The organism is Bacillus sp. FSL K6-1106 (assembly GCF_038005245.1).
Taxonomy (GTDB): domain Bacteria; phylum Bacillota; class Bacilli; order Bacillales; family Bacillaceae; genus Bacillus; species Bacillus altitudinis.
The window spans coordinates 1,258,745-1,282,489 of the sequence record NZ_JBBOSV010000001.1 but is presented as its reverse complement, the minus strand read 5'-3'; the positions used below and the strand labels follow the sequence as shown (position 1 = coordinate 1,282,489).

Sequence of the window (23,745 nt, the reverse complement as noted above, 5' to 3'; positions counted from 1 at the left end):
ACATGATGACGTCTCATTTATGCTTCTCTTTTGATTTGAGGTTGAACCATGTAGTCTTTTTTTGTAAAGACCACTCCATCTAGAATTTCTCTTGCGGTTCGAATGACTTTCACTCTGTTTTGTGAGATATCAATTTCAGTTTGCATAATACCAGCAGGATGACCAATTCGAAGTGTATCATCTTGACCTTGAAAAAGCTGTGCCGGAAGCGTTTGATCCATGAAACAGCTGGCTGACACACAGACAGATCCGGTAATGGCAAGTGCTTGGTGCGGTCTTTGCATCGATAGCATCCGAACAATGATGTCCATATCTGCTGCTCTTCTCAATACTCCATTTGTATCTACATAATCAGCAGGCTCGCTAATAATTGCAAGCTTTGGAACAGCTGGAGACTGTAATGTAGCCAGTTCTTTTGGTGCGAAGTGACACATTTCAGCAGCGACGGAGCGAATCTCTTCTAAATCATCCAGCAATTCGTCTGTAAACTCCTCAGGCAATTCAGTTCCTTTTAATTGAATATCTTTGGCACGGACAAAGGCGATTGGATTTGCAATGTCAACGATTGAGATCGGAATCTCTCCAAACTTTGTCTGGATCGTATCCATTTTGTTTCCAGTCGGAAAGGTTTTACCTGTGACAGCGCCTTCAGGTTTCTCAAAGGATAAATAAATGGGAGAACCTGTTCCTTTCACTCCTGGAATTTCTGCCTGTCCTTCAAATTTTACTTCTCCGTTCTCGACTTCTACCTCTGCCACAATGATTTTATTCGTGTTGGTATTCAAAATACGTACCGTTGTGACAGGCTCAACTGCTTGGACAAGTCCTTTAATGATGGCATACGGCCCAACTGCTGATGAGATATTCCCACAGTTTCCCTTAAAGTCGACAAATCTTTCATTGATGCTGACTTGTGCAAACGTATAGTTCACATCCACATCTGGACGAGTGGCTTTATCGATAATGGCCACCTTACTTGTTAAAGAATTACCGCCTCCGATTCCATCAACTTGCAGCCGGTCAGGGCTGCCCATAATGTCTAATAAAAATGCTTCGAGCTCATCGTGTTCGTAAGGTGCATCATTGGCTTGAATGAAGACCCCTTTGCTTGTACCGCCTCGCATGATTGTGATTGGAACTTTTCTCATTGCTCTCACCCTCAATTGTTTAGTTACTATTTATCTAATCAAAATGGTAAAGTATAATAAGAAATAAGTTAAATACATTATTTTAAGATAAACTGATAAAATATTTTTATAACAAGGTCAAAAGGAGGGAACACAATGGATGAGAAAGACTGGCGGTTTTTAAAGGTGTTATATGAAGAGAAGAACATCACAAAAGCGGCAGAAAAATTATTTGTCTCGCAGCCTGCCTTAAGTTATCGATTGAAACAGCTTGAAGAGGAATTTGACATGAAGCTTTTCTTTAAAAGAAAACGAGGCATTGAATTTACATCAGAGGGCGAATATTTGGCTAAATACGCAAATGACATGCTCAAGCAGCTCCAGCAAACGAAAGATGGCATGCTCAATATGCAAAAAAAGATCAAAGGAACGATCCGACTAGGGGTGTCGAGTAACTTTGCTCAATATAAACTGCCGGAAATTTTAAGAGAGTTTTCTAAGCAGTATCCACATGTTCAATTTATGGTGAACACAGGATGGAGTACAAAAGTCATGGATTTATTAGGTACATCAAGTGTACATTTAGGAATTTTAAGAGGAGATTACGACTGGAATGGAGAGCGATTTTTGCTTGATAAAGAACGGCTTTGTATCATTTCAAAATCAGAAATACAGCTAAAGGATCTTCCTAAGCTGCCGCTCATTGACTATCACACGGATAGTTCATTAAAACGATTGATTAACAGATGGTGGCAGGAGACGTTCACGATGCCTCCGCTTGTGACAATGGAGACAGACAGGCAAGATACATCAAAAGAGATGGTGAAGCATGGTTTAGGTTATGCTATTGTCCCGGAAATTTGCCTCAGACCAAGTGATGAGCTATTTGTAAAAGGTCTTTCGTATAAAGATGGACAGCCTGTTTTAAGAGATACATGGCTCATGTACCAGCCAGATTCCCTTCATTTGTCTGTTGTGAAAGCATTCATTGAGTTTTTAAGAAGTCAGCAAGGCTAATTATAAAAAAAATTTATTGAATAGACGAAAAAATCGATATTTTCATTATAAAAAAAGCTATTATATCCTTGAAATAGAAAGCGCTAACATTTCGGGCCGCAAGTGCAAAAGGGGCGCTTGTGGATCGTGTAAAGAAGAGGATGGAGGGATATGAAGTGCTAGCTATTTTAGGGATCTTGATGGTCGTGACTTTTACATTTCTTATTATGACAAAACGTATGCATCCGGTGGTGGCTCTAACCGTTGTGCCAATCATCTTTGCATTAATCGGTGGATTTTACAGCGGATTAGGGGACATGATGCTTGATGGACTCAAGACCGTTGCACCATCTGCTGCTTTATTGTTATTTGCCATCTTATTTTTCGGTGTCATGCTGGATGCCGGATTGTTTGACCCATTGATCAAACTGATTTTACGTCTTGTGAAAGGCGATCCGGTCAAAATTGCTTTTGGGGTAGCGATTTTGTCTATGCTTGTTGCATTAGATGGTGATGGGACGACAACGTACATGATTACCGTATCAGCTATGCTGCCACTTTTCTTAAGAATTGGGATGAACCCGCTGATTTTAGGGACAATTTCATTATTATCACTAGGCATTATGAGTGGAATGACGCCTTGGGGCGGTCCAGCTACTCGTGCGATTGCTGCACTTGGTTTAGATGCAGCGGAATTCTTCATTCCATTACTCCCGACGATGATAGGGGGCGGTCTTTTTATCCTTTTTACAGCGTATGTTCTTGGAAAAAAAGAACGGAAGCGCATTGGGGTTGCCGAGATTCAGTATAAAGAAGAGGTCTCGATCTCTCCTGAATTGGCGGCATCAATTGAAGATGGCGTAGCTGATATGAAGAGACCAAACTTGATTTGGGTCAACTTCTTCCTGACGATTGCTGTCATGGTCACACTTGTATTGGATATCGTACCGATTCCTGTACTCTTTCTCATTGGCTTTGTCATTGCGCTTATGATCAACTATCCAAAAGTTGAAGATCAGCGTGAGCGGATTTTATCGCATGCAGGAAATGCTTTAACGGTCATTACCCTTGTGTTTGCAGCAGGAATTTTCACAGGCATTTTTTCGGGAACAAAAATGGTGGAGTCCATTGCTAACTTGGTCATTTACATGATTCCAGATTCATACAGCTCATTTTTTCCACTCATTGTCGCTTTGACGAGTATGCCATTTACATTTGTTCTTTCAAATGATGCTTATTATTTCGGGGTGCTGCCAATCTTAGCTGAAGCCGGCGCAGCTTACGGAATTGATCCAGTGGAAATTGCGCGCGCCTCTATTATCGGACAGCCTGTCCATTTACTGAGTCCGCTTGTCGCTTCCACATTACTGCTTGTGAGTATGCTGAATAAAGATATTGGTGATTTGCAAAAGTACGCACTGCTATGGACCGTACTCACAGCCCTGTTTACAACACTAATTGCTCTTTTAACAGGAGCCATTTCGATATTTTAAAAGCTTGTTTGATAAAGGATGATGTCTCTATAGGGGACTCGTCCTTTTTTGTGCGGTTTGAAGGGGAGGAAATTGGACGCCGATCTGCGGGAATTCTCGATTTTAACGTCACCTACCTCAAGTACCCGGCATATGATATCTCGACTATACAGAATCCCATTCTATAGAGACTAGAGCTCTCACCTTAGCAAGGAGGGTTACAATACTTGAAGGAGAAAGAGTTTCAATCCAAGCCGCTATTAACCAAAAGAGAAAGAGAAGTATTCGAATTGCTCGTCCAAGATAAAACAACAAAAGAAATTGCAAGCGAGCTTTTTATTAGCGAAAAGACTGTTCGAAATCATATTTCGAATGCCATGCAAAAGCTAGGAGTTAAAGGTCGTTCACAGGCCGTAGTCGAGCTTCTGCGTATGGGTGAGCTAGAGCTCTAACGTCAGCCGGTTTTCCTTCCGCACCAGGGAGGAGCCGGTTATTTCTATATCGTTTCCATGAGTCTCTTCTTGCAATTTCATTGAAAAACGAGGAAAATAGGAATGTACGTTTTAATCAAAGTGAGATGCTATAGTGAGGTATCAATGAAATGGAAACGAATGAGTCAGGCCATGTTGCAGAAATTGAAAAATCATTGCGCCATATTGCTGCAATCATTAAGCAAAAAGGTAGAGAAATTCTGAATCAATATACGATTACACCTCCTCAATTTGTAGGGCTTCAGTGGCTTTATGAATTCGGAGATATGACAATAGGTGAGCTATCACAAAAGATGTATTTGGCTTGCAGCACGACAACCGATTTAATTGATCGAATGGAAAAAAGTGAACTTGTTGAACGGGTGAAAGATCCGTCTGACCGCCGCGTGGTTCGCATTCATTTATTGCCTGAAGGTGAGCGGATCATTCAAGAAGTGATTGTCAAACGCCAAGAATACGTCAGTGAACTTCTAGGGGCTTTCTCAGAAGAAGAAGCCATCGTTTTCAACCAATCTTTAACGAAACTACAGCAGCAAATGAAAAGAAAATGAGGCGATTTTGTTGGATCAACCAATCGGCGTGATTGATTCCGGCGTAGGCGGTTTAACCGTTGCGAAGGAAATCATGAGACAACTGCCAAAAGAAAAAATTATTTATGTAGGCGACACAAAACGATGTCCATACGGCCCTCGAGCAGAAGAAGAGGTTCTTCAATATACATGGGAAATGGCGCACTACCTATTAAGACATCACCATATTAAAATGCTAGTCATTGCGTGTAACACTGCGACGGCGATAGCACTTGATGAAATTAAAGCAACACTTGATATCCCGGTCATTGGCGTGATCCAGCCCGGAGCCCGCACAGCGATCAAGGTCACAAACAATCAGCATATTGGCGTCATCGGCACAGCCAATACGATCAAAAGTGAAGCCTATAAAGAAGCACTGCTTTCTTTAAAAGCAGGACTAACTGTTCAAAGTCTGGCATGTCCAATGCTTGTGCCGTTTGTGGAAAGTGGTACGTTTTTAGATCATACAGCAGATGAAGTCGTAAAGGCTTCTCTTGAACCGATGAAAGAAACAGGCATTGATACGCTCATTCTTGGTTGCACGCACTACCCGATTTTAAAAGAACCGATTCAGCGCTTTATGGGCAGTGGCGTCAACATCATTTCTTCAGGAGACGAGACTGCGAGAGAAGCGAGCACCATTCTTTCATATAAAGGGCTGTTAAATGATTCGAAGGAAGAGCCTGTTCATACTTTTTATACAACAGGGCAGCAGCAAAACTTTCAAAACATCGCTCAAGACTGGTTCGGCTACCTGCCAGGAAAGGTCGAAACGGTTTCGCTTGAACACGTATATCAGCAATAACCTACTTCTCATGGAAGTGGGTTATTTTTTTATGAAAAGGGTCTAATCCTCTGAGGGAGCTCGTATACATACTAGTACAAACCACTAGAGGAGGGTGAAGTATGCTGAAAAAAGGAACTACAGCAGCTGTTACGTGTATTGCGTCAGCCATGCTTTTATCAGGATGCGGATTGTTTCAAACAGACCAAGCGAAAACAGAGATTGATCCACCACAAAATGTCACATTTGTGAAAGAAAATAAAGAAGAGAAACAAACAGCCAAAGAAGGAAAAGAAGAGAAGCAAGCAGATACCGTCATGAGAGAATTATATTTAATTGATAAAAATGGATATGTTGTCTCTCAATCCATTCCGCTGCCGAAAAACGAAGGAAGTGCGAAACAAACACTTGAATACCTCGTAGACGGGGGACCGATTTCTAACCTGATGCCAAATGGATTCAGAGCCGTGCTACCGGCGGACACGAGCGTATCTGTCGATATTAAAGATGGCACTGCGGTTGTTGATTTCTCAAATGAATTCAAAAACTATAAAAAAGAAGACGAACAGCGCATTTTGCAATCAGTCACTTGGACATTAACGCAGTTTGACTCAGTAGCCAAAGTCAAATTAAAGATGAATGGCCATGAATTAAAAGAGATGCCTGTGAATGGGACGCCGATTTCAGATGATTTAAGCAGAGAGGACGGCATTAATATTCAGCACGAGGCTGCGGCTGATATGACATCGACAAAGCCTGTGACTGTCTACTATTTAGCTGAATCTGATAAACAGACGTACTATGTCCCGGTGACCAAAAGAGCACCAAAAGACGATGATGATCCAATTACAGCAGCCATTGATGAGCTCGTCTCTGGGCCAAGCAAAACAAGCCAATTGCTGACAGACTTTGATCAAGATGTGAAGCTGAATGATGTCCCGAAAGTAAAAGACGGTCATGTGACACTTGATTTTAATGAATCCATTTTTGGCAGTGCAGATGAAAAGAAAAAAGTCATTTCACAAAAAGTTCTTGATAGCATTGTGCTGACATTAACAGAGCTGCCAGATGTGAAAAGCGTGTCTGTGAAGGTAAACGGAAAGGCAGAGCTTGTGAACGAAAAAGGAACAGAGCTCACAAAGCCAGTTTCAAGACCAGAACAAGTGAATACAGGTAGTTTTTAACGTCACACATTGATATAATGGAGAAAAAGAGGCATGCACATTCGCTGCCTCTTTTTTATTCCAAGCGATTAGAACGGATCGAGGTTGTCAAAGTTAATAGGAGAACCCCGCTGACACCCGCGCGGAATGTATATTGTAACGGAGGTAAAACATGAGATTAGATGAAAGACAATACGACGAATTAAGAAAAATTGAAATACAGGCAGGCTACATCACACATCCAGAAGGCTCTGTCTTAATCTCAGCGGGAAATACGAAGGTGATTTGTAACGCATCTATCGAGGACCGCGTACCTCCTTTTTTAAGAGGAGAAGGAAAAGGCTGGATTACAGCAGAATATAGCATGCTTCCTAGAGCAACGGCTCAAAGAACGATAAGAGAATCATCTAAAGGAAAAGTCACAGGACGTACAATGGAGATCCAGCGTTTAATTGGACGAGCTCTGCGCGCAGTCGTTGACTTAGAAAAGCTTGGTGAGCGCACCATTTGGATTGATTGTGATGTCATTCAAGCAGACGGCGGAACACGCACAGCATCTATTACAGGTGCATTTGTGGCCATGACACTAGCGATTCAAAAGCTTCAATCAGAAGGCGTTTTGAAAGAAAATCCGATCACTGATTATTTAGCCGCAATATCCGTCGGAATTGATTCTAAACAGGGACTTCTGTTAGATTTAAATTATGAAGAAGATTCTTCAGCTCAAGTGGATATGAATGTCATCATGACAGGCGCTGGACGCTTTGTTGAACTTCAAGGTACTGGCGAAGAAGCGACATTCTCAAGAGAACAACTAAACGGACTGCTTGATTTAGCCGAAAAAGGCATCAAAGAATTAATTGAAAAGCAAAAAGCAGTGACAGGAGAAGTTATCGAATAAAGAGAAGGGTTTGATCAGGATGAAAACTGCCATCATCGCAACGCACAATGCGGGCAAAGCGAAAGAATTCAAAGCCATTCTTGAGCCAAAAGGATTCACGGTCAAAACACTAGCGGACATCGGATTTACGGAAGAGATCGAAGAAACAGGACATACCTTTGAAGAAAATGCGATCATCAAAGCCGAGGCCATTCAAGCCAAAGCAGGTGAAATGGTGATTGCAGACGACTCGGGTCTGTCAATTGATTACCTTGGCGGAAAACCTGGCGTCTATTCAGCGAGGTACGCGGGCGAGCATAAAGACGATGCCGAGAACGTGGAAAAGGTGCTGAATGAGCTGCAAGGCATCGAAAAAGAAGACCGCACTGCTAGATTTAGATGTGCCCTGGCTGTCAGTATACCGGGTAAAGAAACAAAAACGGTAGAAGGATCAGTAGAAGGCTTTATCGCAGAAGAACCGATCGGCGAAAACGGCTTCGGATACGACCCAATTTTCATCGTCAAAGACAAAGACCAGACGATGGCCGAGTTATCACCAGAGGAAAAAAACAAGATCAGCCATCGAGCGGTCGCGCTTCAAAAGCTTTCATCACTGCTAGACGCAAATGAATAAGGGGGAATGAAGCCATGAAGATACTCATCATTAGTGACAGTCATGGACTCACAGACGAACTTCAAACCATTGCCAAACGGCATGCGGCTGAAGTGGACATGATGATTCACTGCGGAGATTCAGAACTCGAAACGAACCACCCAGCACTCGAAGGATACAAAGTCGTCAAAGGAAATTGTGACTTTATGGGCGATTTTCAAGAAGAACTCCTGCTCCCACTGGATGGAGGAGGAAAACTATTTCTCACTCACGGACATCTGCATGGCATCAAACAATCCTTGCTTCAAGTCTACTACCGTGCAGAAGAGCTAGGCGCAGACATTATCTGCTTTGGCCACTCGCACATCCCTGGCAGTGAACTGCTAAGAGGAAAACTCCTCATTAACCCAGGCAGCGTGCACCTGCCAAGAGTGCGCAAAGAGCGCAGCTATGCTATACTGACACTAGATGGAAGCGAAGCAAACGTACAGTTTTTCACGGACGAAGGTCACGTCATACAAGACCTCGAAAACACTGTCACATTGGAAGGTATTTCATAAGGGTGCAGCATTTGCCCCTTATGAAAAAACTTTCGAAAAACCGTTGACTTTAAAGAACAATAGTAATATAATAAATCTTGTCGCTGAGGTAATTCGCCAAAGTACACTACATAACAACATGTCCCAGTAGCTCAGCAGGATAGAGCAACGGCCTTCTAAGCCGTCGGTCGGGAGTTCGAATCTCTCCTGGGACGTATTTATTTCAAACCGTTAAAAAGCCAGAAACATTGATAAAACAATGTTTCTGGCTTTTTTGTTTTCTCCTAGTTGTCGTTTTAAATTTTTTGCGCAAATTTTTCATATAATTAAACGAGCATAGATGCAAACGTCGAACATAGTATGAGTGTGTTGTATCTATGTGGCTGTGGCCTAAACGTTCAAATATATAAATAGGAGGAATATTTTGGATAAAAGTGCTTTTATATCAGCAATTACAATGATCATACCAGTTTTCTTAGCATTCATAGTTTTAATGATAACTACACATAATAGGAGTAGGGATGAATCTAATTACATCAAGACAATGAGGGAATATTATCTTCTAAAAGATCAATTAGAACAAGAGCAAGAACAGAAGCCAAAACAAAAGCAAAAACACTTGGTAAACCAGAAACAACAATTAATAAATGAAAATGCAAATGAGGAATTAATCGAAAAAAGGTTAATAAAATTTCAACAACAAGCTCATGTTCATTCAAATATGCAATTCTATGTTGGTTTAATCATGTCTATTGTTGGATTTATTCTTTTAATAAGTTTAATTATTTTGCTTTTAGCTCAGACAAAACAGTTAGTAATACAATTAGCATTGTTGGAAGTTTAATTTTGAAGGGATTTCACTTATGTTTTTAAAATAATTACAAAAAATTTGAATTCGAGGAAAATAATACATTGATAGTGTTATAGAGGATTATAAAAGAAAAGGAGCAATTGCGTTAGCAGATAATATTCAAGATGAAAAATTACGTTCATTAGTGCAAGCCCAATTAGCTTTTTAATTAATGGGTATTGATGTTGGTACATTAAATATTTCAAGTTTTTCAGCCAACAAATCTTCTCCTACTAAAGATGACTCTAATTAGTCGAGGAAGGAGGTTAAATGAAATGATAAACAAAAATGATGATCTATGGATGGTTTATGATCATGAAGAAGGACTTGTTGGCTTATTTGATGAAACAGAAGAAGCCTTAAAGGTTTACGGACACAAAAAGAATTCATTAAAAAAGTACTTCGACGAAACTTTCTATGTATTTGAGGGAGATGAACGTATAGTTTTATCGAAAGTTATTAAACAATCTTATTCTTACGAAGATGTAGATAAAGTGACAGGTATTACTTACTGGGATTTCAAAGAAAAGAAGTACAAAAACTAAATAAGTCCAAGACGGAGAGCCTGCGGACACTGATCAACACCTTTTAAGGGTGTTGGTTGGTGTTCGTCTTCTTTTTGTCAGAAAGGAGCGGCCATGAAGAAGGAAAAGCCTAAAAATAGCCACAGGATCTTACACAATGAGAGATACGTGAACTCATGGGGCCAAAATATGCAACTGCAAATTATTGAACGAATGAATGCCTTTGGAGAAAGAGACATGAAATCGAAAAAGATTTAACGAGCGAAGAAGAAATGGTGCAGAGCATTTGACGGGAGCTTGCTATAAAAATAAAAAAGAGGGAATCATCCCTCTTTTAAAAGTAATATTCACGTCAATGTCGAGTACCAGCAACGCTCATATGCGCCATACCAAATACCTGAGTAAGTTTGCGCACCTTTTAGATACCAATTATAGGTGCCGTCGTTATAAATTGCTGGTATTGCATTTCTTGAAGAGTATGGACCAAATATTTCAGAAGTACAATGCTTCCATGTTTCGTTAGGAGTAGCAGCGTCTGCTTGTGCAGTAAAAAAAGCAGATGAAGAAAATAGCAAAGCGAGTGATAGAACTGAACTTGCAATTACTTTTCTGATTTGCATGATTGATGCTCCTTTTCATTCGGGATAATAGTCTTACAAGTTTAATAATACTATATATTCAAAAATAAACCATATGAAAATTTATTTAACTTATATGGGAATAAATATCGGGGGGTGTGAAATGAAAAAACTACTAATCACACTAACTATTATTATTGCGGCGGTGCTTTATGCGCCGTCTGTTGCGGCAGTAACAAGCGAATATAAAACAATTGAAGGGCATACAGTCAGCGTATCAACTGACGCCAATTCTTACACGTCCAGAGCTAAATCAATCGACGTGACAGCACGTAAAACGGGTTCTGAAACGGTATATTATCGGTTCAAGCTTCAAAAAAAGGTGAGCGGTACTTGGAAGGATCAGCGGTTTAGTCTAGTGGGATCGTTTAAGTCCGCCACGCCAGCAAAAGAGTTTTACACTGTCAATCATACAGCTGGCACGCACCGTATCAAAATGACGATCTACAAAAACAGCAATTGGACAGGCGTTAAGGGATACATTTATACGCCAGATCTCGAGGTGAGGAAATGACAAACAAATTATCAAAATATAGGCTGGAATTTTTTTATATTGTATAATTAAAGTAAAAAAGGTTGATTAAAATGGATTTTTTGTCAAATGCTTGGGTTATTAGCTTTGTTACAACGGTAATAAGCACATTTTTTATTAATTCAATTGTTTACTTTTTCAAAAGGAAATATTATAAGAAAAGAATTGCAAATGCAAACATGGAATTAATTAGAACAGTTAAAAATTTTGTATCAGAGGGGCAAATTCCATCTGTCTTGCTTATACAGTCTCTAAGTCAAGCTTATTCAGAATCTAACAGCGTCAAGAGATCAGAAATGAATAATGTAGATCAAGTTATAAATCATTTGTTAAAAGATATTTTTGAGACAAATTTCATATCAGTTCAACAGAAATCTGATATATCAAAAGAGTTAATGGATCTGAAAGAACATTCACTAGATGAAGAAGTTGAAAACAATGAAGAAGCAAGTGGAATTTCAAATAAAATGAGATTGTATATCAATGTGGCTGTCTTTATGTTTTTCTGCTCATTATCTTTGTATTATTTGAATGAGGCTTGGAATATATTTGAACTTTATCCTTTGGAAATGGTTATGGTTATTTTGTTAATTATATCAATTATTACAAGTTTGATAAGTGCTTGGTTTATTTTAGATTTGTCTCTTGGTAAACTATTCAAAAAAAAATCAACATAAGTCCAAGACGGAGAGCCTGCGGACACTGATCAACACCTTTTAAGGGTGCTGGTTGGTGTCCGTTTTTTATTTGTCTGAACGGAGGATGAACATGAAGAAGGAGAAAACCAAAAAACAGCCGCAGAAGCTCACTGACAGAGATTTAAGAGAGCTGATGGGGCAAAACATGCAAAGACTGAAAAGAGCCAAAGGCGGGGCCATGCGCCGAAAATAAAGGGAGTGATTGGGATGACTAATAAAAATGATAAGAATCCAAACGAACAAACAGGTCAAATGAATTTAGATATCCCTCAAATCGACGAGGAAAAAACTAGAGAAAAGATGGAAAGAATGCTAGAAAAGTATAAGATGTTAAGGCTTCAAACGCCAGAAGACTTCCTCCCAAAAATCACAACAACATACACCATTACGCCGCCGAGTTTTTCAAATCAGTTCCACTCATCCACAGAAGAAGCAGCGCTTAAAAAAATGGATTGGGAGATTGAACGGGAAAAATACATGAAGCGAATTGAAAGAGGTATTAATCGTCTTACGCAAAAAGAGCGTCGCATCTTAGTAATGCTCTATATGCAAGATGAAGAAATGTTTGATTATGAAATTTATGCAGAAATGGGTCTAAGCCAGCGGAACTATTACCGATTCAAAAATAAAGCCTTTTACCGTTTAGCTTTCGCACTTAGAGAAGAAGTGTACAAGGGGGGCAAGTCATGAATTTCGTTCAGCCGATAAGGGACCTTGATCAGATCCATTATATAAAGAAATATCTTGGAGAGCGGAACAAAAGGAACTTGCTGCTTTTTGTGGCCGGAATTAATTTAGGCTTGCGTATATCCGATCTGCTGGAATTGAGGGTGAAGGATGTAAGGAAGCAATATGTATCGCTAAGAGAACAAAAAACAGGTAAAGAGAAAAGAATCAAAATAAACAAAACATTCGAAAAGCGATAGATCAATATATCAAGGACAAAGATGATCAAGAATACCTTTTTAAAAGTAGAGAAGGACTCAACAAAGCTATCAGCCGCAGCAGTGCATACAATATTTTGAGAGAAGCAGCGGAGTATGTTGGCCTCGATAGCATAGGGACACACACACTAAGGAAAACGTTTGGTTACTGGCATTATAAGAAATTCAAGGATGTGGCCTTGCTGCAAGAAATATTCAACCACTCAAGCCCTGATATTACATTGAGATATATCGGGATCACACAAGACACAATGGATAAAACAATGGACGACTTTGGCTTATAGGCTCATCTGTTCAAATGGCAGATGGGTCTTTTTTTGCGCTCTTTTTCATCAACTAACCATAATGAGAAAATGTCCAACTCATTTCAGGGAAATGGCTGAAAAGCAAGAGGGGCAAAGGATTCAACGATTTCTTGAGTTAGACACAATAATAGATATGGTGAATTGGTGGATTGTGTGGATACTTCTAAGAAAAAAGATAGTATTTCCTTTTAATAAAAAACAGTTATTGTCGATATTAAATAAAAAAGGATGAATATAATGGAAAGCACAGAGAAATGGAACATAGTTACTAAATACCTTAATTTAATTGAAGATTACACTACTTTATATCATTATACGAACGTTTATGGTTTAGAAGGTATAATTAAGCATAGAGAACTATGGGTATCCAATGCAGATTTTTTAAATGATAAAACAGAACGTAAGTATACAGAAGAAATTCTTTTTAATTTAATCGAGGATAAATCAAAAAATCATAATTTGAGAGACTTTATTATTATGGGTATGGAAGAAATTCTAGACATGAAGAATTACGCTACTTATGTTTTATCATTATCTAAAAACAAAGATTCTAACTTATTATGGTCAAATTACTCAAAAGATGATGGTTATAACATATCCTTTCAATTTGAATCACTTAAAGATATAGTTGATTCTCCAGATTTAACAGTTTTTAAATCAAAGGTTATATATGACGAAAAAATACATTATGAAGCATTAAATAAATTAGCTGATTTTTGCATTGCAACTTTTACTAATACTAAAACAAATTCCGAAGAATTTTTAGATGAAATAAGAGTAATACTTACTTCTTTGCAGTTACTTTCTTCTTTTTTCAAAGATTCGTGTTTTCAACAAGAGGAAGAGTATAGAGTAGTGCTTATCCAAACTGGTGGGGATAAACCTAGTTATGAATGCAGAGTCTCGAATGGGACATTCATCCCTTATTTAAAAATGGGATTTAATATAAACGATGTCAAAGGAATAACTATTGGCCCGAAAAATAAAATGGATATATCAGAAGAAGGATTAAAGAGTTTTTTAACATTAAATGAATTTAATGTGGAAACTATAGAGATTAACCGATCAAAGATTCCATACAGATATTAAAGTAACTTACTATTAAATATATTTAAAGCATTAAATGGCACACTTTTGGCACGATCTTGGCAAAGCGTTTTGCCTGAGAGCGGTTATGATGGTAATAGGTGATAAATTGAGAGCGGCTTCCATTGTGGAGGGCGTTTTTTTCGTTCGACAAAACTTGCGAATAATAAAATTTCCAAATAACAGGTCGATATATCATCTGAGGTGATCATATATGACTAGGAAACTTGGAGAATCTAAATATGCTATAAAATATTTAACAGGTCGTTATAAAAAAAAGTATAAAAAAATGTTACATAAAAATACTTTCGACGAAGATCTTAAATTACAAAAAGACATTATCTTAGATCATGATAAAGATGAATTAAACAGGATGTTAAAAAGAATTGAGGCTTCTATAGAAGTAGAGAAAGACACTCAAACTTTATACAGTCAGCCTATTTCAATATTACTTGTGATGATAACTGTTATGATGTCAGCAGGAATGGGAATATTATCAAATTTTTTTTCGCTTATGAGTAATATCTTTGGTAAATATTTAGACAGTAAAGATATTAAAAAGATTAATTTTAATGAGCTGTTCAACTCTCTAACTGATTTTACACCTGTAATTCAATATGTATTAGTAAGTGCAGGTGTACCTTTTTTAATTTTGATTGTTTTTTGGAATTGTTCTGTAAAAAGACGGAGGAGATCCATTGGAAGGTTATATACGACCTTAGTTTTATTGGAAGATTGTATAGAGAATTATGATAAAGTAGTAAAGCAGCGAGTTAATAGTTAATTAATTCAAGAAGCAAGAAATAAAATCACATTAGTCTATATTTCTTTCGATTGAAAGAGATGAAATATATTTTATCTTATTTGAGAGTAGGCGGAGCTTCTTATGCAGTTAATGAAAAAACCGTTAACTTAATTTTAATTAAGGTTAATCCACCATAAAAATTATAAAATGGCACACTTTTCACGATCTTGGCAAAGCATTTCGTCTGAGAAAGGTTATGATGGAATTGGTGAAAGTTTCATTTATTTCACTTTATGCTGATATAAAGGCAAGGGGTTTTTCAAAATGGAAAACGGGAAAATGTATTCAAACATTATATTTTTTACAATTATTCTCTCTCTATTCTTAGGTGACCTTTTGATCTACACAGGTCTACTGAATATGTTTTTTGAAGACAGGGAAACAATTTGGGCTGGTATTATTGCTTTTATAGGCGCAATAATAGGTGGAGCAATTACTTACTATGGTGTTAGATTGCAAATTCATCATAGAGAAAAGGAAATGTTTTTAGGTACTGCAAGTGAAAGTTTGAAAAAAATGAATATACTAATTAATTCATTAAAACCCATTTATAATCATTTTTTCTTAATCAAACATTCTTCAGATGATGAGAACGTTAAAAAGAGCCAAGCTCAATCATATGTAAAAGAATTTGATAAAAATTTAACTGAACACAAAGACATTGTATACGAATATCTTGATTACGAAACAGTAGAGTTGATTGACTTCTTTCAAAAATCATTATTCATTAGAATTGATAATAGTTTGGATTATCCCAAAGTACAGAAAGATATGGAGCACCTTGAAGAAATATACAATATGATCCTTGGTGAGAAAATTATAATTGAAGAAAAGTATAGGCACTATAAAAATATAAAATAGCATCCTTCGGGGTGCTTTTTATTTTGGGGAGGGACACAACGTGGACAACTCACTCAGGGAACTAATCATTAACACAGCAATTGGACACGCAATAAGGACAGATCAATTGTATAACGGTCTTAAAGCCTTTAATAAAAGGGGATGCATATGGGCAGATGGGGAGATCATCAGGGGGTTAGGCATGCTTGGTTCTTACGGTGTGAGGGACAGGCAAGCTATAGACAGCTTACTACAGGTCAGCCAGACTCTGTCCTATGAAGCAGCTTGATCCTATCTAGCCTCATATCAAATGGAGTACAGGGAGTTTTATGCCTTACAGAAGGTAGGACATCTTCATGCCTTTGTATTGTTTGCAATGATAGATCAGAGGGAATCTAGTGAATCCAATGCCACCTAAACCATTGAGGGAGTGTAAGGTGCGAGGGTGCAGAGAGTTAACAAGGGATGGTTATTGTCCTACTCATGCTGATGGTAAGCAGCAGCAAGCGAAGTATTACAACAATCATATTCGAGATAAACAATCAACAAGTTTTTATAAATCAAGAGAATGGAAACAGACAAGATAACTTGTTCTAATGAGAGACAATTATCTTTGTCAAAGCTGTTTAAAACGAGATCGTGTCGTTCCTGCTGACATGGTTCATCACATAGTGAAACTAGATTTAAACAAACGCCTAACTTAAACAACCTTGAAAGCATGTGTATCACGATGGATAACAATAGTAAACTGAAAAGCCCTTCCATAATAATGAAGGGACTTTTTTGTTATTTAACACGCTCGATGTTAGTATCTACTTCCGAGATCCATTTTTTTGTTGTGGTTGTTTTGTATTTGCCGTTAACATATATTTTTGTGTTTGCTTGGTATTCAGCTTTAGTATACTTCTTAATCCATCTATACTTTTGTACTGCTTTTAATTTTATTTCACTTTTTGCCGAGATATAACCAGATACCATCCCAGCAAACGCAGCCTTCTTTCTATGAAAAAATGTAATTTAATTTCATTATAAGAAAAAATGTTTTAATTCCAATTTTTATGTAATAGAATTTATATGATTTAAACAAAGGAGTGAGATGGCGGTGAAGCATTTTTTAACGGCAATCGTAGTAGCTATCATTGTGGGGATCATTGTTTATGTTGCAGATAATCGTTTAGGTATGTTTCCGTTGATGCTAATTTTAGCGGTTGCGATCTATATCGTAAGCAGGATTAGTGAATCATTGATAAAAAAATACTCCAAAGAAAATAGTTAATTACACAGCCCCTCCCACTGGAAGGGCGTTTTTTAATGAACCTTCATTTTTTCTTCTCTTTATCTCATTCTAATACAACATTAATTAAGACAAGCTTTTTAACAGCCTTACGAATCTCCTGCTCAGTCACCGCAGAGGTTAATGTTAAATAGAAAGAACATTCTTTCTCTAACTTAAAAAATTAAGGTGTATAGTAGAAGGAGAATATGAAATGAGTAAGGAAGAATTCTAGGGTGTACAAAATCAAATCAGTGATTGACAAGGGGAGCAGCTCTTTGGCTACGGAGTTGATACTGGAAAAGGATATTTTATAGAAGAGCATGCATTGACATTTATACTTTCCCAACATGATTACATATATGATGCACCTGAAGAGAAATTTGAGAAACGTTATGAGGATACAAGAAGCTGGTTAGTCATGTGCTTTCAGGAGAAAGCTGATTTAGAGATCTTTTCTATTGGTTTTGGGGACAGTGTGTACCCAAGCTTTTGGGGGCTGGATGAAAATGGAGAACCCGCTTGTCTTGTGACAGACTTTCTTATAATGGACTGATGAGAAACCCTGGGTTCTTTTTTATTGCTCTCTGATTATGTTCCAAGCAGTTCTTGATTGAACTTGCTATTTTAAGAGGCTGCCTTTAACAACGCGCCTTTCTGCTGCTTTTTTACTATTAATTTCTTTTTAAAAAGACCAATTATTCTATAAAAATTTAAAAAAACTCCGATAATGAAGAAGTAAGATAATGAAAAGGGAGTGTTATTTTTGAAAAAATGGATCGTTATGATGTTACTGGTAATCCTTTCATTCACGCAGTCATTTCAAATGGTACATGCGGCGAAGGATGAATGGAATCAATTAGCTGATTTGCCAACAGCAAGAATTGGGGCTGTAGCTAATGCCGTTGAGGGGAAAATATATGTGATTGGAGGATTTAATGCTCTTAACGAAACATTAGAGTATGATCCATCTACAGATAAATGGACGAAGATGAAAGATATGCCTAGTGGAAGAGGAGGGGCAGCATCTGTTGTTGTAGGGTCTAAAATTTATGTTATAGCAGGCAAACACGAAAATTTATTCAATAAATTCGAAGTATACGATACAAAAAAAGACGAGTGGGAAGTTTTAACTGATATTCCTTTTGAAAGTCCTTCTAAAGGTGCTTATAATGTTCAAGCTGGTGTTATGGGAAATAAAATTTATGTATTAGGTGGCAATGAATTTTTTAGTTATGATCTAACAGAAAACAAATGGAAAAAGGAAGCTTCACCATCATTTAAAACACAAAGTGCAATTGGTTTAGTTTTGAAAGGGAAGTTCTATATTATTGGAGAAAACAATAATAGTGAAATTTTTGAATTTGATGCTACTAATGAAAGTTGGTCCGCAAAAAAAGGAGGATTCAAAAAAGTATATTTGAGTGGAGTTACTTATAAAGATAATATGATATTACCTGGTATTTCACCTAATAGATTATATGCCTATAATGCTGAAAAAGAAGAAATGGTGAAAGTAGTTGTACCTAACAATGATATACGTGTTGGTGCTTCATCAGTTATTATAGGGGATATGTTATATGTAATAGGAGGACGTAAATATAATATAAACTTGAATTATACCGATGTTGCTGATAGAAACTACAAATCTGTCATCTCTATCTCCTTAAAAGACCTGGAACTTCCAAACAACACCGAAACACCAGGCGACAAAGACCCAGAACCAACCACACCGCCTAAAGATGATACAACAGATGAAGACGGCGATGCTCTTCTCATCATCACAATGGTTAATGGCTTACAGAAAGAGTATGACCTTTCAATGAAAGAAGTCAACGCCTTCCTATCCTGGTACAAAAAACGTGATGCCGGCGAAGGTCCAGGGTTTTATGAAATTGACGAGCATGACAACAACAAAGGTCCCTTTGAAAGTAAGAAGGATTATGTGGTGTTCAAAAACATACTCATGTTCGAAGTCAATAAATATAAGAAGTAATTGAAATCAAAGCCATCTAGTCAAACTAGGTGGCTTTTGCGTTTGTTCGACAGTTTTCAGCAATTTTAAGGCAAATTTAAGCTTCTATTTCATTTCAATTACATTAAATCTTTGTTACAATAAGACAGCTTTGCCCGAAGACACGTTCATACTTTGGACATCTTTTTTTCATCAATTCTTAAAATTTTTATGTTTTGATATGAAACTCTTTTGATGATCCATGCGTCTTTATAAGTGTCAAAAGAAAAGAGGTTATCAATATGCTATTCAAAAAGCTATCAGAAAATAAGTCTGTAAAATGGATAGGATATACAAGCTTTTACTTACTTATTTTGCTATTATTGTTCTTTATTTACGGATTCCATACAGCAAATACGGGATCATTCATTTACAACGATTTTTAATTGGAGATTAAACTATGAAACTATTACACACGATTCATGAATACCAACAAACGAAACCGACACAGCCAGCATTTGTTTCTCAACATGCTTCGATCACATATGATGAGCTTTGGCGTCTATCAGACCAAATGGCTGGTGCGATCGATGCAGTCGCAACTGACAGTGCACCTGTCATTGTATACGGTCATATGGAGCCAGAGATGCTGATTTCTTTCTTAGGCAGTGTGAAATCAGGCAGACCTTATATTCCGGTCGACATCTCAATACCTGTCGAGCGCATCGTCTCAATCATTGAAAGCTCAAAAGCCAGTCTATTGATATGTGCAAATGAGCAGAATGTATTAGATGTAGAAGAACACATTGAAGTGAAGAGTGCGGCATCGCTTTTAGCACTTGAAAAAGAAGCACCGCCATCCACGCAGTGGGTTCAACAAGATGATGTTTTCTACATTATTTATACGTCTGGCAGTACCGGAAAACCGAAAGGCGTTCAGGTAACAGCCAGCAATTTAGAAAGCTTTACAGAGTGGATGTGCAGAGACTTCCCAATTGGTGAGGGGCGCACATTCTTAAATCAAGCACCATTTTCTTTTGACTTATCAGTGATGGATCTCTATCCAGCGCTTCAATCAGGCGGCACGCTTTACTGTTTAGTGAAAGAACTTGTGAATAAGCCGAAGGATATGTTTGCAGCGCTTGGTCAATCTGACGTTGAAGTGTGGACATCAACACCTTCTTTTGTGCAAATGTGCTTAATGGATCCTTCCTTTACAGGGGAGCTTTTACCAGAGTTGAAAGTTTTCTTGTTCTGCGGAGAGGCACTTCCTGTCTCTGTAGCAAGTGCGCTTCTTGAGCGTTTTCCTAAGGCGCAGGTCTTTAATACGTATGGTCCGACTGAAGCAACTGTTGCGATTACATCGATTGAAGTCACGCAGGAGATTCTTGATCAGCACGATTCTTTACCAGTCGGTTATGCCAAACCGGATACAGATATCGTCATTTTAGATGAAGAAGGCAAGACACTCCCTGATGGGGAAAAAGGGGAAATTGTCATCGTGGGGCCAAGCGTCACGAGAGGCTACTTAGGTGAACAAGCTTTAACGGATAAAGTGTTCTTTGAATACGAAGGACGCCCTGCTTACCGCACAGGTGACGCAGGTGTGGCGCAGGATGGTTTGATTACGTGCCACGGTCGTCTGGACTATCAAATTAAGCTACATGGATACCGGATGGAGCTTGAAGAAATTGAATATCATGTGAGCGAGACAACGTATGTCAATGCTTGTGTGATTGTGCCATTCCAGCCAAACGGTCATGTGGAGTACTTGATTGCAGCCATTGTTCCAGCAGCGCATTCCTTTGAAAAAGAATATCAGCTGACAAGTGCGATTAAGAAAGAAATGGCGGATTCACTTCCTGCGTACATGATTCCAAGAAAGTTTGTTTATCTTGAGCAGCTGTACATGACGCCAAACGGGAAGGTTGACCGTAAAAGAATCGCGAAAGAGGTTCTTCTATGATTCCGTTTAGTTCATTCTTTTTCTTCATTCTAATTGGTATTCTTCTTTTGCCGACGATGATTCTTGGTCTACGCGGCAAAAGAATGCAGGGCTACAACATGTTTGCAACGGTTGTGGCACTCGCGCTTATTTTCTCAAAGGATGCACATGGCGCTTTGTTGCTGTTCTTGTTTACAGTGTGGCAAGTCTTGATCATCCGCCTATACCTTGCGTACCGGCTGAAGGCGAACCGTGCGTCTGTCTTCTATATGGCAGTGGTGGCATCGATTTTGCCGCTTGTACTATCAAAGGTTTTACCGTTCTTTTTAACTCATCAGCCGCATCAACCGCCGCCAATGAACTGGCTGAGCTTTTTGGGGATCTCGTACTTAACATTTAAAGGTGTTCAGCTAGTTATCGAGACAAGAGACGGCTTGATTAAAAAGAAAATCCCGATTCACCGTTTGGTCTATTTCATCGTCTTTTTCCCGACGATTTCATCAGGTCCAATCGATCGTTATCGCCGGTTTGAAAAGGATATGGATACACCGCCTGAAAAAGAAGCGTACAGTGACCTTCTATATGCAGGGATTCATAAAATTTTTATTGGGTTCTTATATAAGTTCATTATTGGTTATCTCATTCACACATATATTCTCATGAATATTCATCACATTAGTAGCAGTCACTTTGTTCAACAGTTAACGTATATGTATGCGTACAGTATGTATTTGTTCTTTGACTTTGCTGGATATACAGCATTTGCTGTAGGTGTGAGTTATATCATGGGCATTAAATCACCAGAAAACTTTAATAAACCGTTTATCAGCCGTAATATTAAAGACTTCTGGAATCGCTGGCACATGTCGCTATCCTTCTGGTTCAGAGATTATGTGTTTATGAGATTTGTGTTCTTTATGACAAAGAAGAAGTGGATCAAGAACCGAATGGCTGTATCAAATATTGGGTACTTTGTCCTCTTTCTATTGATGGGTGCTTGGCATGGTCTCGCCCTTCAATACATTATTTACGGACTATACCATGCAGTTGTGATGTCCGGTTACAATTTATTTGAGAAGTGGAATAAAAAGCACAAGTGGTGGCCGGATAATAAGGTCACAATGGTAGTGTCGATCATTATTACATTCCATGTGATTTGTTTCGGATTTTATATTTTTTCAGGAAAACCATTTCATCATTAATGATTAAGGGAGTAGAGAATTATGGAATTTAAAAATCAAGTATACGGTATTATTGCAGAGGTTTGTCAGGACGACGTTGTGAAAGAAAATCCAGAGATTGCAATTTTTGACGAAGGTCTTCTAGATTCATTTGGTACAGTTGAATTGCTCATGGCAATTGAAAGTCAACTTGGAATTACTGTTCCGATTACAGAGTTTGATCGTGATGTGTGGGATACACCGAATCACATTGCTGAGCAGCTGGCAGAGATGAAGTAATGAAAAAGCGTTTTTTTGGGCCGCTTATTTTAGCGGCTGTTCTATTCATTGGTGTTCTTCTTGTACCAAATGCATGGCTCTCACATCTGATCCCAAAAGACAAATTACAAAAGTCAGCCACAGAATTAGATCCAGGGATGTTCCAAGGGCTTTATTTACAAGATGAAATGCTAAAAGATCCAACTTATTTGCCGATCTATGGATCTTCTGAACTCTCACGTTTTGATCCATATCACCCTTCGAATTTCTTTCATGAAAATCCTCAAGGGTTTACACCTTATCTTGTTGGAAAAGGTGGATCGCAATCATTAATTCATGCCATGAACTTTGCAGCGCATATGGATGAATTAAAAGGGAAAAAGCTTGTGTTTATCGTGTCCCCGCAGTGGTTTGTCAAATGGGGATCAGACGAAAATCACTTTGCTCCTAACTATTCAGCGCTTCAGGCGCTTGATCTTGCTTATAATAAAGAAATTGATCCAGCTGTTAAAAAAGAGCTTATCAAAAGAATCATGAAGTTTAAGGCAGTAAAGAACGACATGGTCATCACAGAGCTTTTTAAAGCAGAGCTTTCTGGGAACAAATTCGCCTTTGGTGCGATTTCTCCTATTGCAAAAATGTATTATGGCATGCTTCAAAAGAAAGACATGTACTATACGATCGGATCTGGGCATGAGCGCAAGCTTCGTCCGTCTCCTTCAGTGAAAGGGAAAACATGGACTGAGCTTGAAAAAGAAGCGAGCGTCTTAGGATCTGAAAAAGCAGGGGACAACCCGTTTTATATTGATCAGAGACTGTTTGATCGTAAGCTGAAGCCGATCATGAAAAAGATGAAGGATTCTCGTCGTGACAATTCTTATGCAGAATCACCTGAATATAAAGATTTCCAGATCATGCTGGATATTTTAAAACAGGCAGGGGCGAAGCCTTTATTCGTGACGATTCCCGTCAACGGAAAATGGTATGATTACACTGGTTTTCCGAAAGAGGGACGTACAGATTATTATCAAAAAATCAATCGTCAAATTCGGGATAATGGGTATGAAGTCGCAGATTTGACTTCGCATGAGTATGATCCATATTTCTTTAAGGATACGATTCATGTGTCGTATAAAGGATGGGTATACATCGATAAGGCGATCGAAAAGTTTTACAAAGAGCAGTAGATTGCAGCAGCTTTCTGCTGCTTTTTGTTTGTCGAATGAGTGGATTTCTTGTATAAATAAGGTGGAAGGGCTATGCTGAATATGGAGG

Annotated in this window: 27 protein-coding genes, 1 tRNA gene and 3 pseudogenes; 29 read left to right on the top strand and 2 right to left on the bottom strand. The window is 38.2% G+C overall.

The window, feature by feature from the left end:
* Nucleotides 1-17 precede the first annotated feature (17 nt).
* Complete coding sequence (locus tag MHI20_RS06730) at nt 18-1,148, bottom strand: 2-methylaconitate cis-trans isomerase PrpF family protein (RefSeq protein WP_340937291.1); 1,131 nt, start codon at nt 1,146-1,148, stop codon at nt 18-20.
* Nucleotides 1,149-1,283: 135 nt separating this feature from the next.
* Here MHI20_RS06730 and MHI20_RS06725 point away from each other — a divergent pair, with 135 nt between their 5' ends.
* From MHI20_RS06725 to MHI20_RS06670, 12 genes are all read left to right on the top strand, one after another.
* The gene (locus MHI20_RS06725; RefSeq protein WP_178896984.1) at nt 1,284-2,144 is read left to right on the top strand and encodes a LysR family transcriptional regulator; all 861 of its coding nucleotides are present in this window, start codon (nt 1,284-1,286) and stop codon (nt 2,142-2,144) included.
* A gap of 155 nt (nt 2,145-2,299) precedes the next feature.
* Nucleotides 2,300-3,616: a CitMHS family transporter gene (locus MHI20_RS06720; RefSeq protein WP_017358236.1), complete on the top strand. Its 1,317-nt coding sequence runs from the start codon at nt 2,300-2,302 to the stop codon at nt 3,614-3,616.
* Nucleotides 3,617-3,822: 206 nt separating this feature from the next.
* Nucleotides 3,823-4,047 (top strand): spore germination transcription factor GerE, encoded by a 225-nt coding sequence (gerE, locus tag MHI20_RS06715; protein ID WP_003184172.1) that lies wholly within the window; start codon nt 3,823-3,825, stop codon nt 4,045-4,047.
* Between the two features lie 149 nt (nt 4,048-4,196).
* Nucleotides 4,197-4,637, top strand: a complete 441-nt coding sequence (locus MHI20_RS06710) for a MarR family winged helix-turn-helix transcriptional regulator (RefSeq protein ID WP_007501606.1) — start codon at nt 4,197-4,199, stop codon at nt 4,635-4,637.
* A gap of 7 nt (nt 4,638-4,644) precedes the next feature.
* Entirely contained in the window at nt 4,645-5,463 is an 819-nt protein-coding gene (racE, locus tag MHI20_RS06705) for a glutamate racemase (protein WP_089374140.1), read from the top strand.
* A 101-nt stretch (nt 5,464-5,564) separates the two neighbouring features.
* Nucleotides 5,565-6,626: a GerMN domain-containing protein gene (locus MHI20_RS06700; protein ID WP_035701809.1), complete on the top strand. Its 1,062-nt coding sequence runs from the start codon at nt 5,565-5,567 to the stop codon at nt 6,624-6,626.
* A 151-nt stretch (nt 6,627-6,777) separates the two neighbouring features.
* Nucleotides 6,778-7,506 carry a ribonuclease PH gene (rph, locus tag MHI20_RS06695; protein WP_168948486.1) on the top strand — a complete coding sequence of 243 codons (729 nt, stop codon included), beginning with the start codon at nt 6,778-6,780 and terminating at the stop codon, nt 7,504-7,506.
* A 10-nt stretch (nt 7,507-7,516) separates the two neighbouring features.
* Nucleotides 7,517-8,119, top strand: coding sequence for an XTP/dITP diphosphatase (locus MHI20_RS06690; RefSeq protein WP_007501598.1), 603 nt, complete (start codon nt 7,517-7,519; stop codon nt 8,117-8,119).
* A gap of 14 nt (nt 8,120-8,133) precedes the next feature.
* A complete protein-coding gene (locus MHI20_RS06685) occupies nt 8,134-8,658 on the top strand; it encodes a YfcE family phosphodiesterase (RefSeq protein ID WP_041092493.1) in 525 nt (174 codons plus the stop codon).
* A 120-nt stretch (nt 8,659-8,778) separates the two neighbouring features.
* Nucleotides 8,779-8,852: transfer RNA gene (locus MHI20_RS06680), tRNA-Arg, on the top strand.
* A gap of 209 nt (nt 8,853-9,061) precedes the next feature.
* On the top strand, nt 9,062-9,481 hold the full coding sequence (locus MHI20_RS06675; RefSeq protein ID WP_144684121.1) for a hypothetical protein: 420 nt from the start codon (nt 9,062-9,064) through the stop codon (nt 9,479-9,481).
* Between the two features lie 281 nt (nt 9,482-9,762).
* The gene (locus tag MHI20_RS06670; protein ID WP_144684119.1) at nt 9,763-10,032 is read left to right on the top strand and encodes a hypothetical protein; all 270 of its coding nucleotides are present in this window, start codon (nt 9,763-9,765) and stop codon (nt 10,030-10,032) included.
* Between the two features lie 326 nt (nt 10,033-10,358).
* Here MHI20_RS06670 and MHI20_RS06665 read toward each other — a convergent pair whose 3' ends face one another.
* Nucleotides 10,359-10,631 carry a hypothetical protein gene (locus MHI20_RS06665; protein ID WP_041092020.1) on the bottom strand — a complete coding sequence of 91 codons (273 nt, stop codon included), beginning with the start codon at nt 10,629-10,631 and terminating at the stop codon, nt 10,359-10,361.
* 121 nt (nt 10,632-10,752) lie between these two features.
* On the opposite strand from MHI20_RS06665, the gene MHI20_RS06660 reads away from it, so the two are divergent.
* From MHI20_RS06660 to dltD, 17 genes and pseudogenes are all read left to right on the top strand, one after another.
* Entirely contained in the window at nt 10,753-11,163 is a 411-nt protein-coding gene (locus MHI20_RS06660; protein ID WP_144684117.1) for a hypothetical protein, read from the top strand.
* A 71-nt stretch (nt 11,164-11,234) separates the two neighbouring features.
* Nucleotides 11,235-11,858, top strand: a complete 624-nt coding sequence (locus MHI20_RS06655) for a hypothetical protein (protein ID WP_144684115.1) — start codon at nt 11,235-11,237, stop codon at nt 11,856-11,858.
* Between the two features lie 91 nt (nt 11,859-11,949).
* A complete protein-coding gene (locus tag MHI20_RS06650) occupies nt 11,950-12,072 on the top strand; it encodes a hypothetical protein (protein WP_272950065.1) in 123 nt (40 codons plus the stop codon).
* Between the two features lie 14 nt (nt 12,073-12,086).
* Nucleotides 12,087-12,569, top strand: coding sequence for an ArpU family phage packaging/lysis transcriptional regulator (locus MHI20_RS06645; RefSeq protein WP_186366166.1), 483 nt, complete (start codon nt 12,087-12,089; stop codon nt 12,567-12,569).
* Nucleotides 12,566-13,107, top strand: a pseudogene (locus MHI20_RS06640) (site-specific integrase). Before MHI20_RS06645 ends, MHI20_RS06640 begins: the two are co-directional and overlap by 4 nt.
* Before the next feature lie 258 nt (nt 13,108-13,365).
* The gene (locus tag MHI20_RS06635; RefSeq protein ID WP_165378990.1) at nt 13,366-14,217 is read left to right on the top strand and encodes a DUF2971 domain-containing protein; all 852 of its coding nucleotides are present in this window, start codon (nt 13,366-13,368) and stop codon (nt 14,215-14,217) included.
* Nucleotides 14,218-14,428: 211 nt separating this feature from the next.
* Nucleotides 14,429-14,998, top strand: a complete 570-nt coding sequence (locus MHI20_RS06630; RefSeq protein ID WP_340937274.1) for a hypothetical protein — start codon at nt 14,429-14,431, stop codon at nt 14,996-14,998.
* Between the two features lie 285 nt (nt 14,999-15,283).
* The gene (locus MHI20_RS06625; protein ID WP_144684109.1) at nt 15,284-15,880 is read left to right on the top strand and encodes a hypothetical protein; all 597 of its coding nucleotides are present in this window, start codon (nt 15,284-15,286) and stop codon (nt 15,878-15,880) included.
* A 386-nt stretch (nt 15,881-16,266) separates the two neighbouring features.
* A pseudogene (locus tag MHI20_RS06620) lies at nt 16,267-16,598 on the top strand (HNH endonuclease); the annotation flags it as partial.
* A 357-nt stretch (nt 16,599-16,955) separates the two neighbouring features.
* Entirely contained in the window at nt 16,956-17,135 is a 180-nt protein-coding gene (locus tag MHI20_RS06615) for a hypothetical protein (RefSeq protein ID WP_017358156.1), read from the top strand.
* Between the two features lie 274 nt (nt 17,136-17,409).
* A pseudogene (locus MHI20_RS19200) lies at nt 17,410-17,688 on the top strand (DUF4241 domain-containing protein); the annotation flags it as partial.
* Between the two features lie 210 nt (nt 17,689-17,898).
* Entirely contained in the window at nt 17,899-19,128 is a 1,230-nt protein-coding gene (locus MHI20_RS06610) for a Kelch repeat-containing protein (protein ID WP_268362852.1), read from the top strand.
* Between the two features lie 254 nt (nt 19,129-19,382).
* On the top strand, nt 19,383-19,532 hold the full coding sequence (locus MHI20_RS06605; RefSeq protein ID WP_024427820.1) for a teichoic acid D-Ala incorporation-associated protein DltX: 150 nt from the start codon (nt 19,383-19,385) through the stop codon (nt 19,530-19,532).
* A gap of 14 nt (nt 19,533-19,546) precedes the next feature.
* Nucleotides 19,547-21,052 carry a D-alanine--poly(phosphoribitol) ligase subunit DltA gene (gene dltA, locus MHI20_RS06600; RefSeq protein WP_340937270.1) on the top strand — a complete coding sequence of 502 codons (1,506 nt, stop codon included), beginning with the start codon at nt 19,547-19,549 and terminating at the stop codon, nt 21,050-21,052.
* Nucleotides 21,049-22,233 carry a D-alanyl-lipoteichoic acid biosynthesis protein DltB gene (gene dltB, locus MHI20_RS06595; protein ID WP_017367738.1) on the top strand — a complete coding sequence of 395 codons (1,185 nt, stop codon included), beginning with the start codon at nt 21,049-21,051 and terminating at the stop codon, nt 22,231-22,233. Before dltA ends, dltB begins: the two co-directional genes overlap by 4 nt.
* A 21-nt stretch (nt 22,234-22,254) precedes the next feature.
* Entirely contained in the window at nt 22,255-22,491 is a 237-nt protein-coding gene (gene dltC / locus MHI20_RS06590; RefSeq protein ID WP_003216498.1) for a D-alanine--poly(phosphoribitol) ligase subunit 2, read from the top strand.
* A complete protein-coding gene (dltD, locus tag MHI20_RS06585; protein WP_024718418.1) occupies nt 22,491-23,657 on the top strand; it encodes a D-alanyl-lipoteichoic acid biosynthesis protein DltD in 1,167 nt (388 codons plus the stop codon). The genes dltC and dltD overlap by 1 nt, the downstream gene beginning before the upstream one ends.
* Nucleotides 23,658-23,745 lie beyond the last annotated feature (88 nt).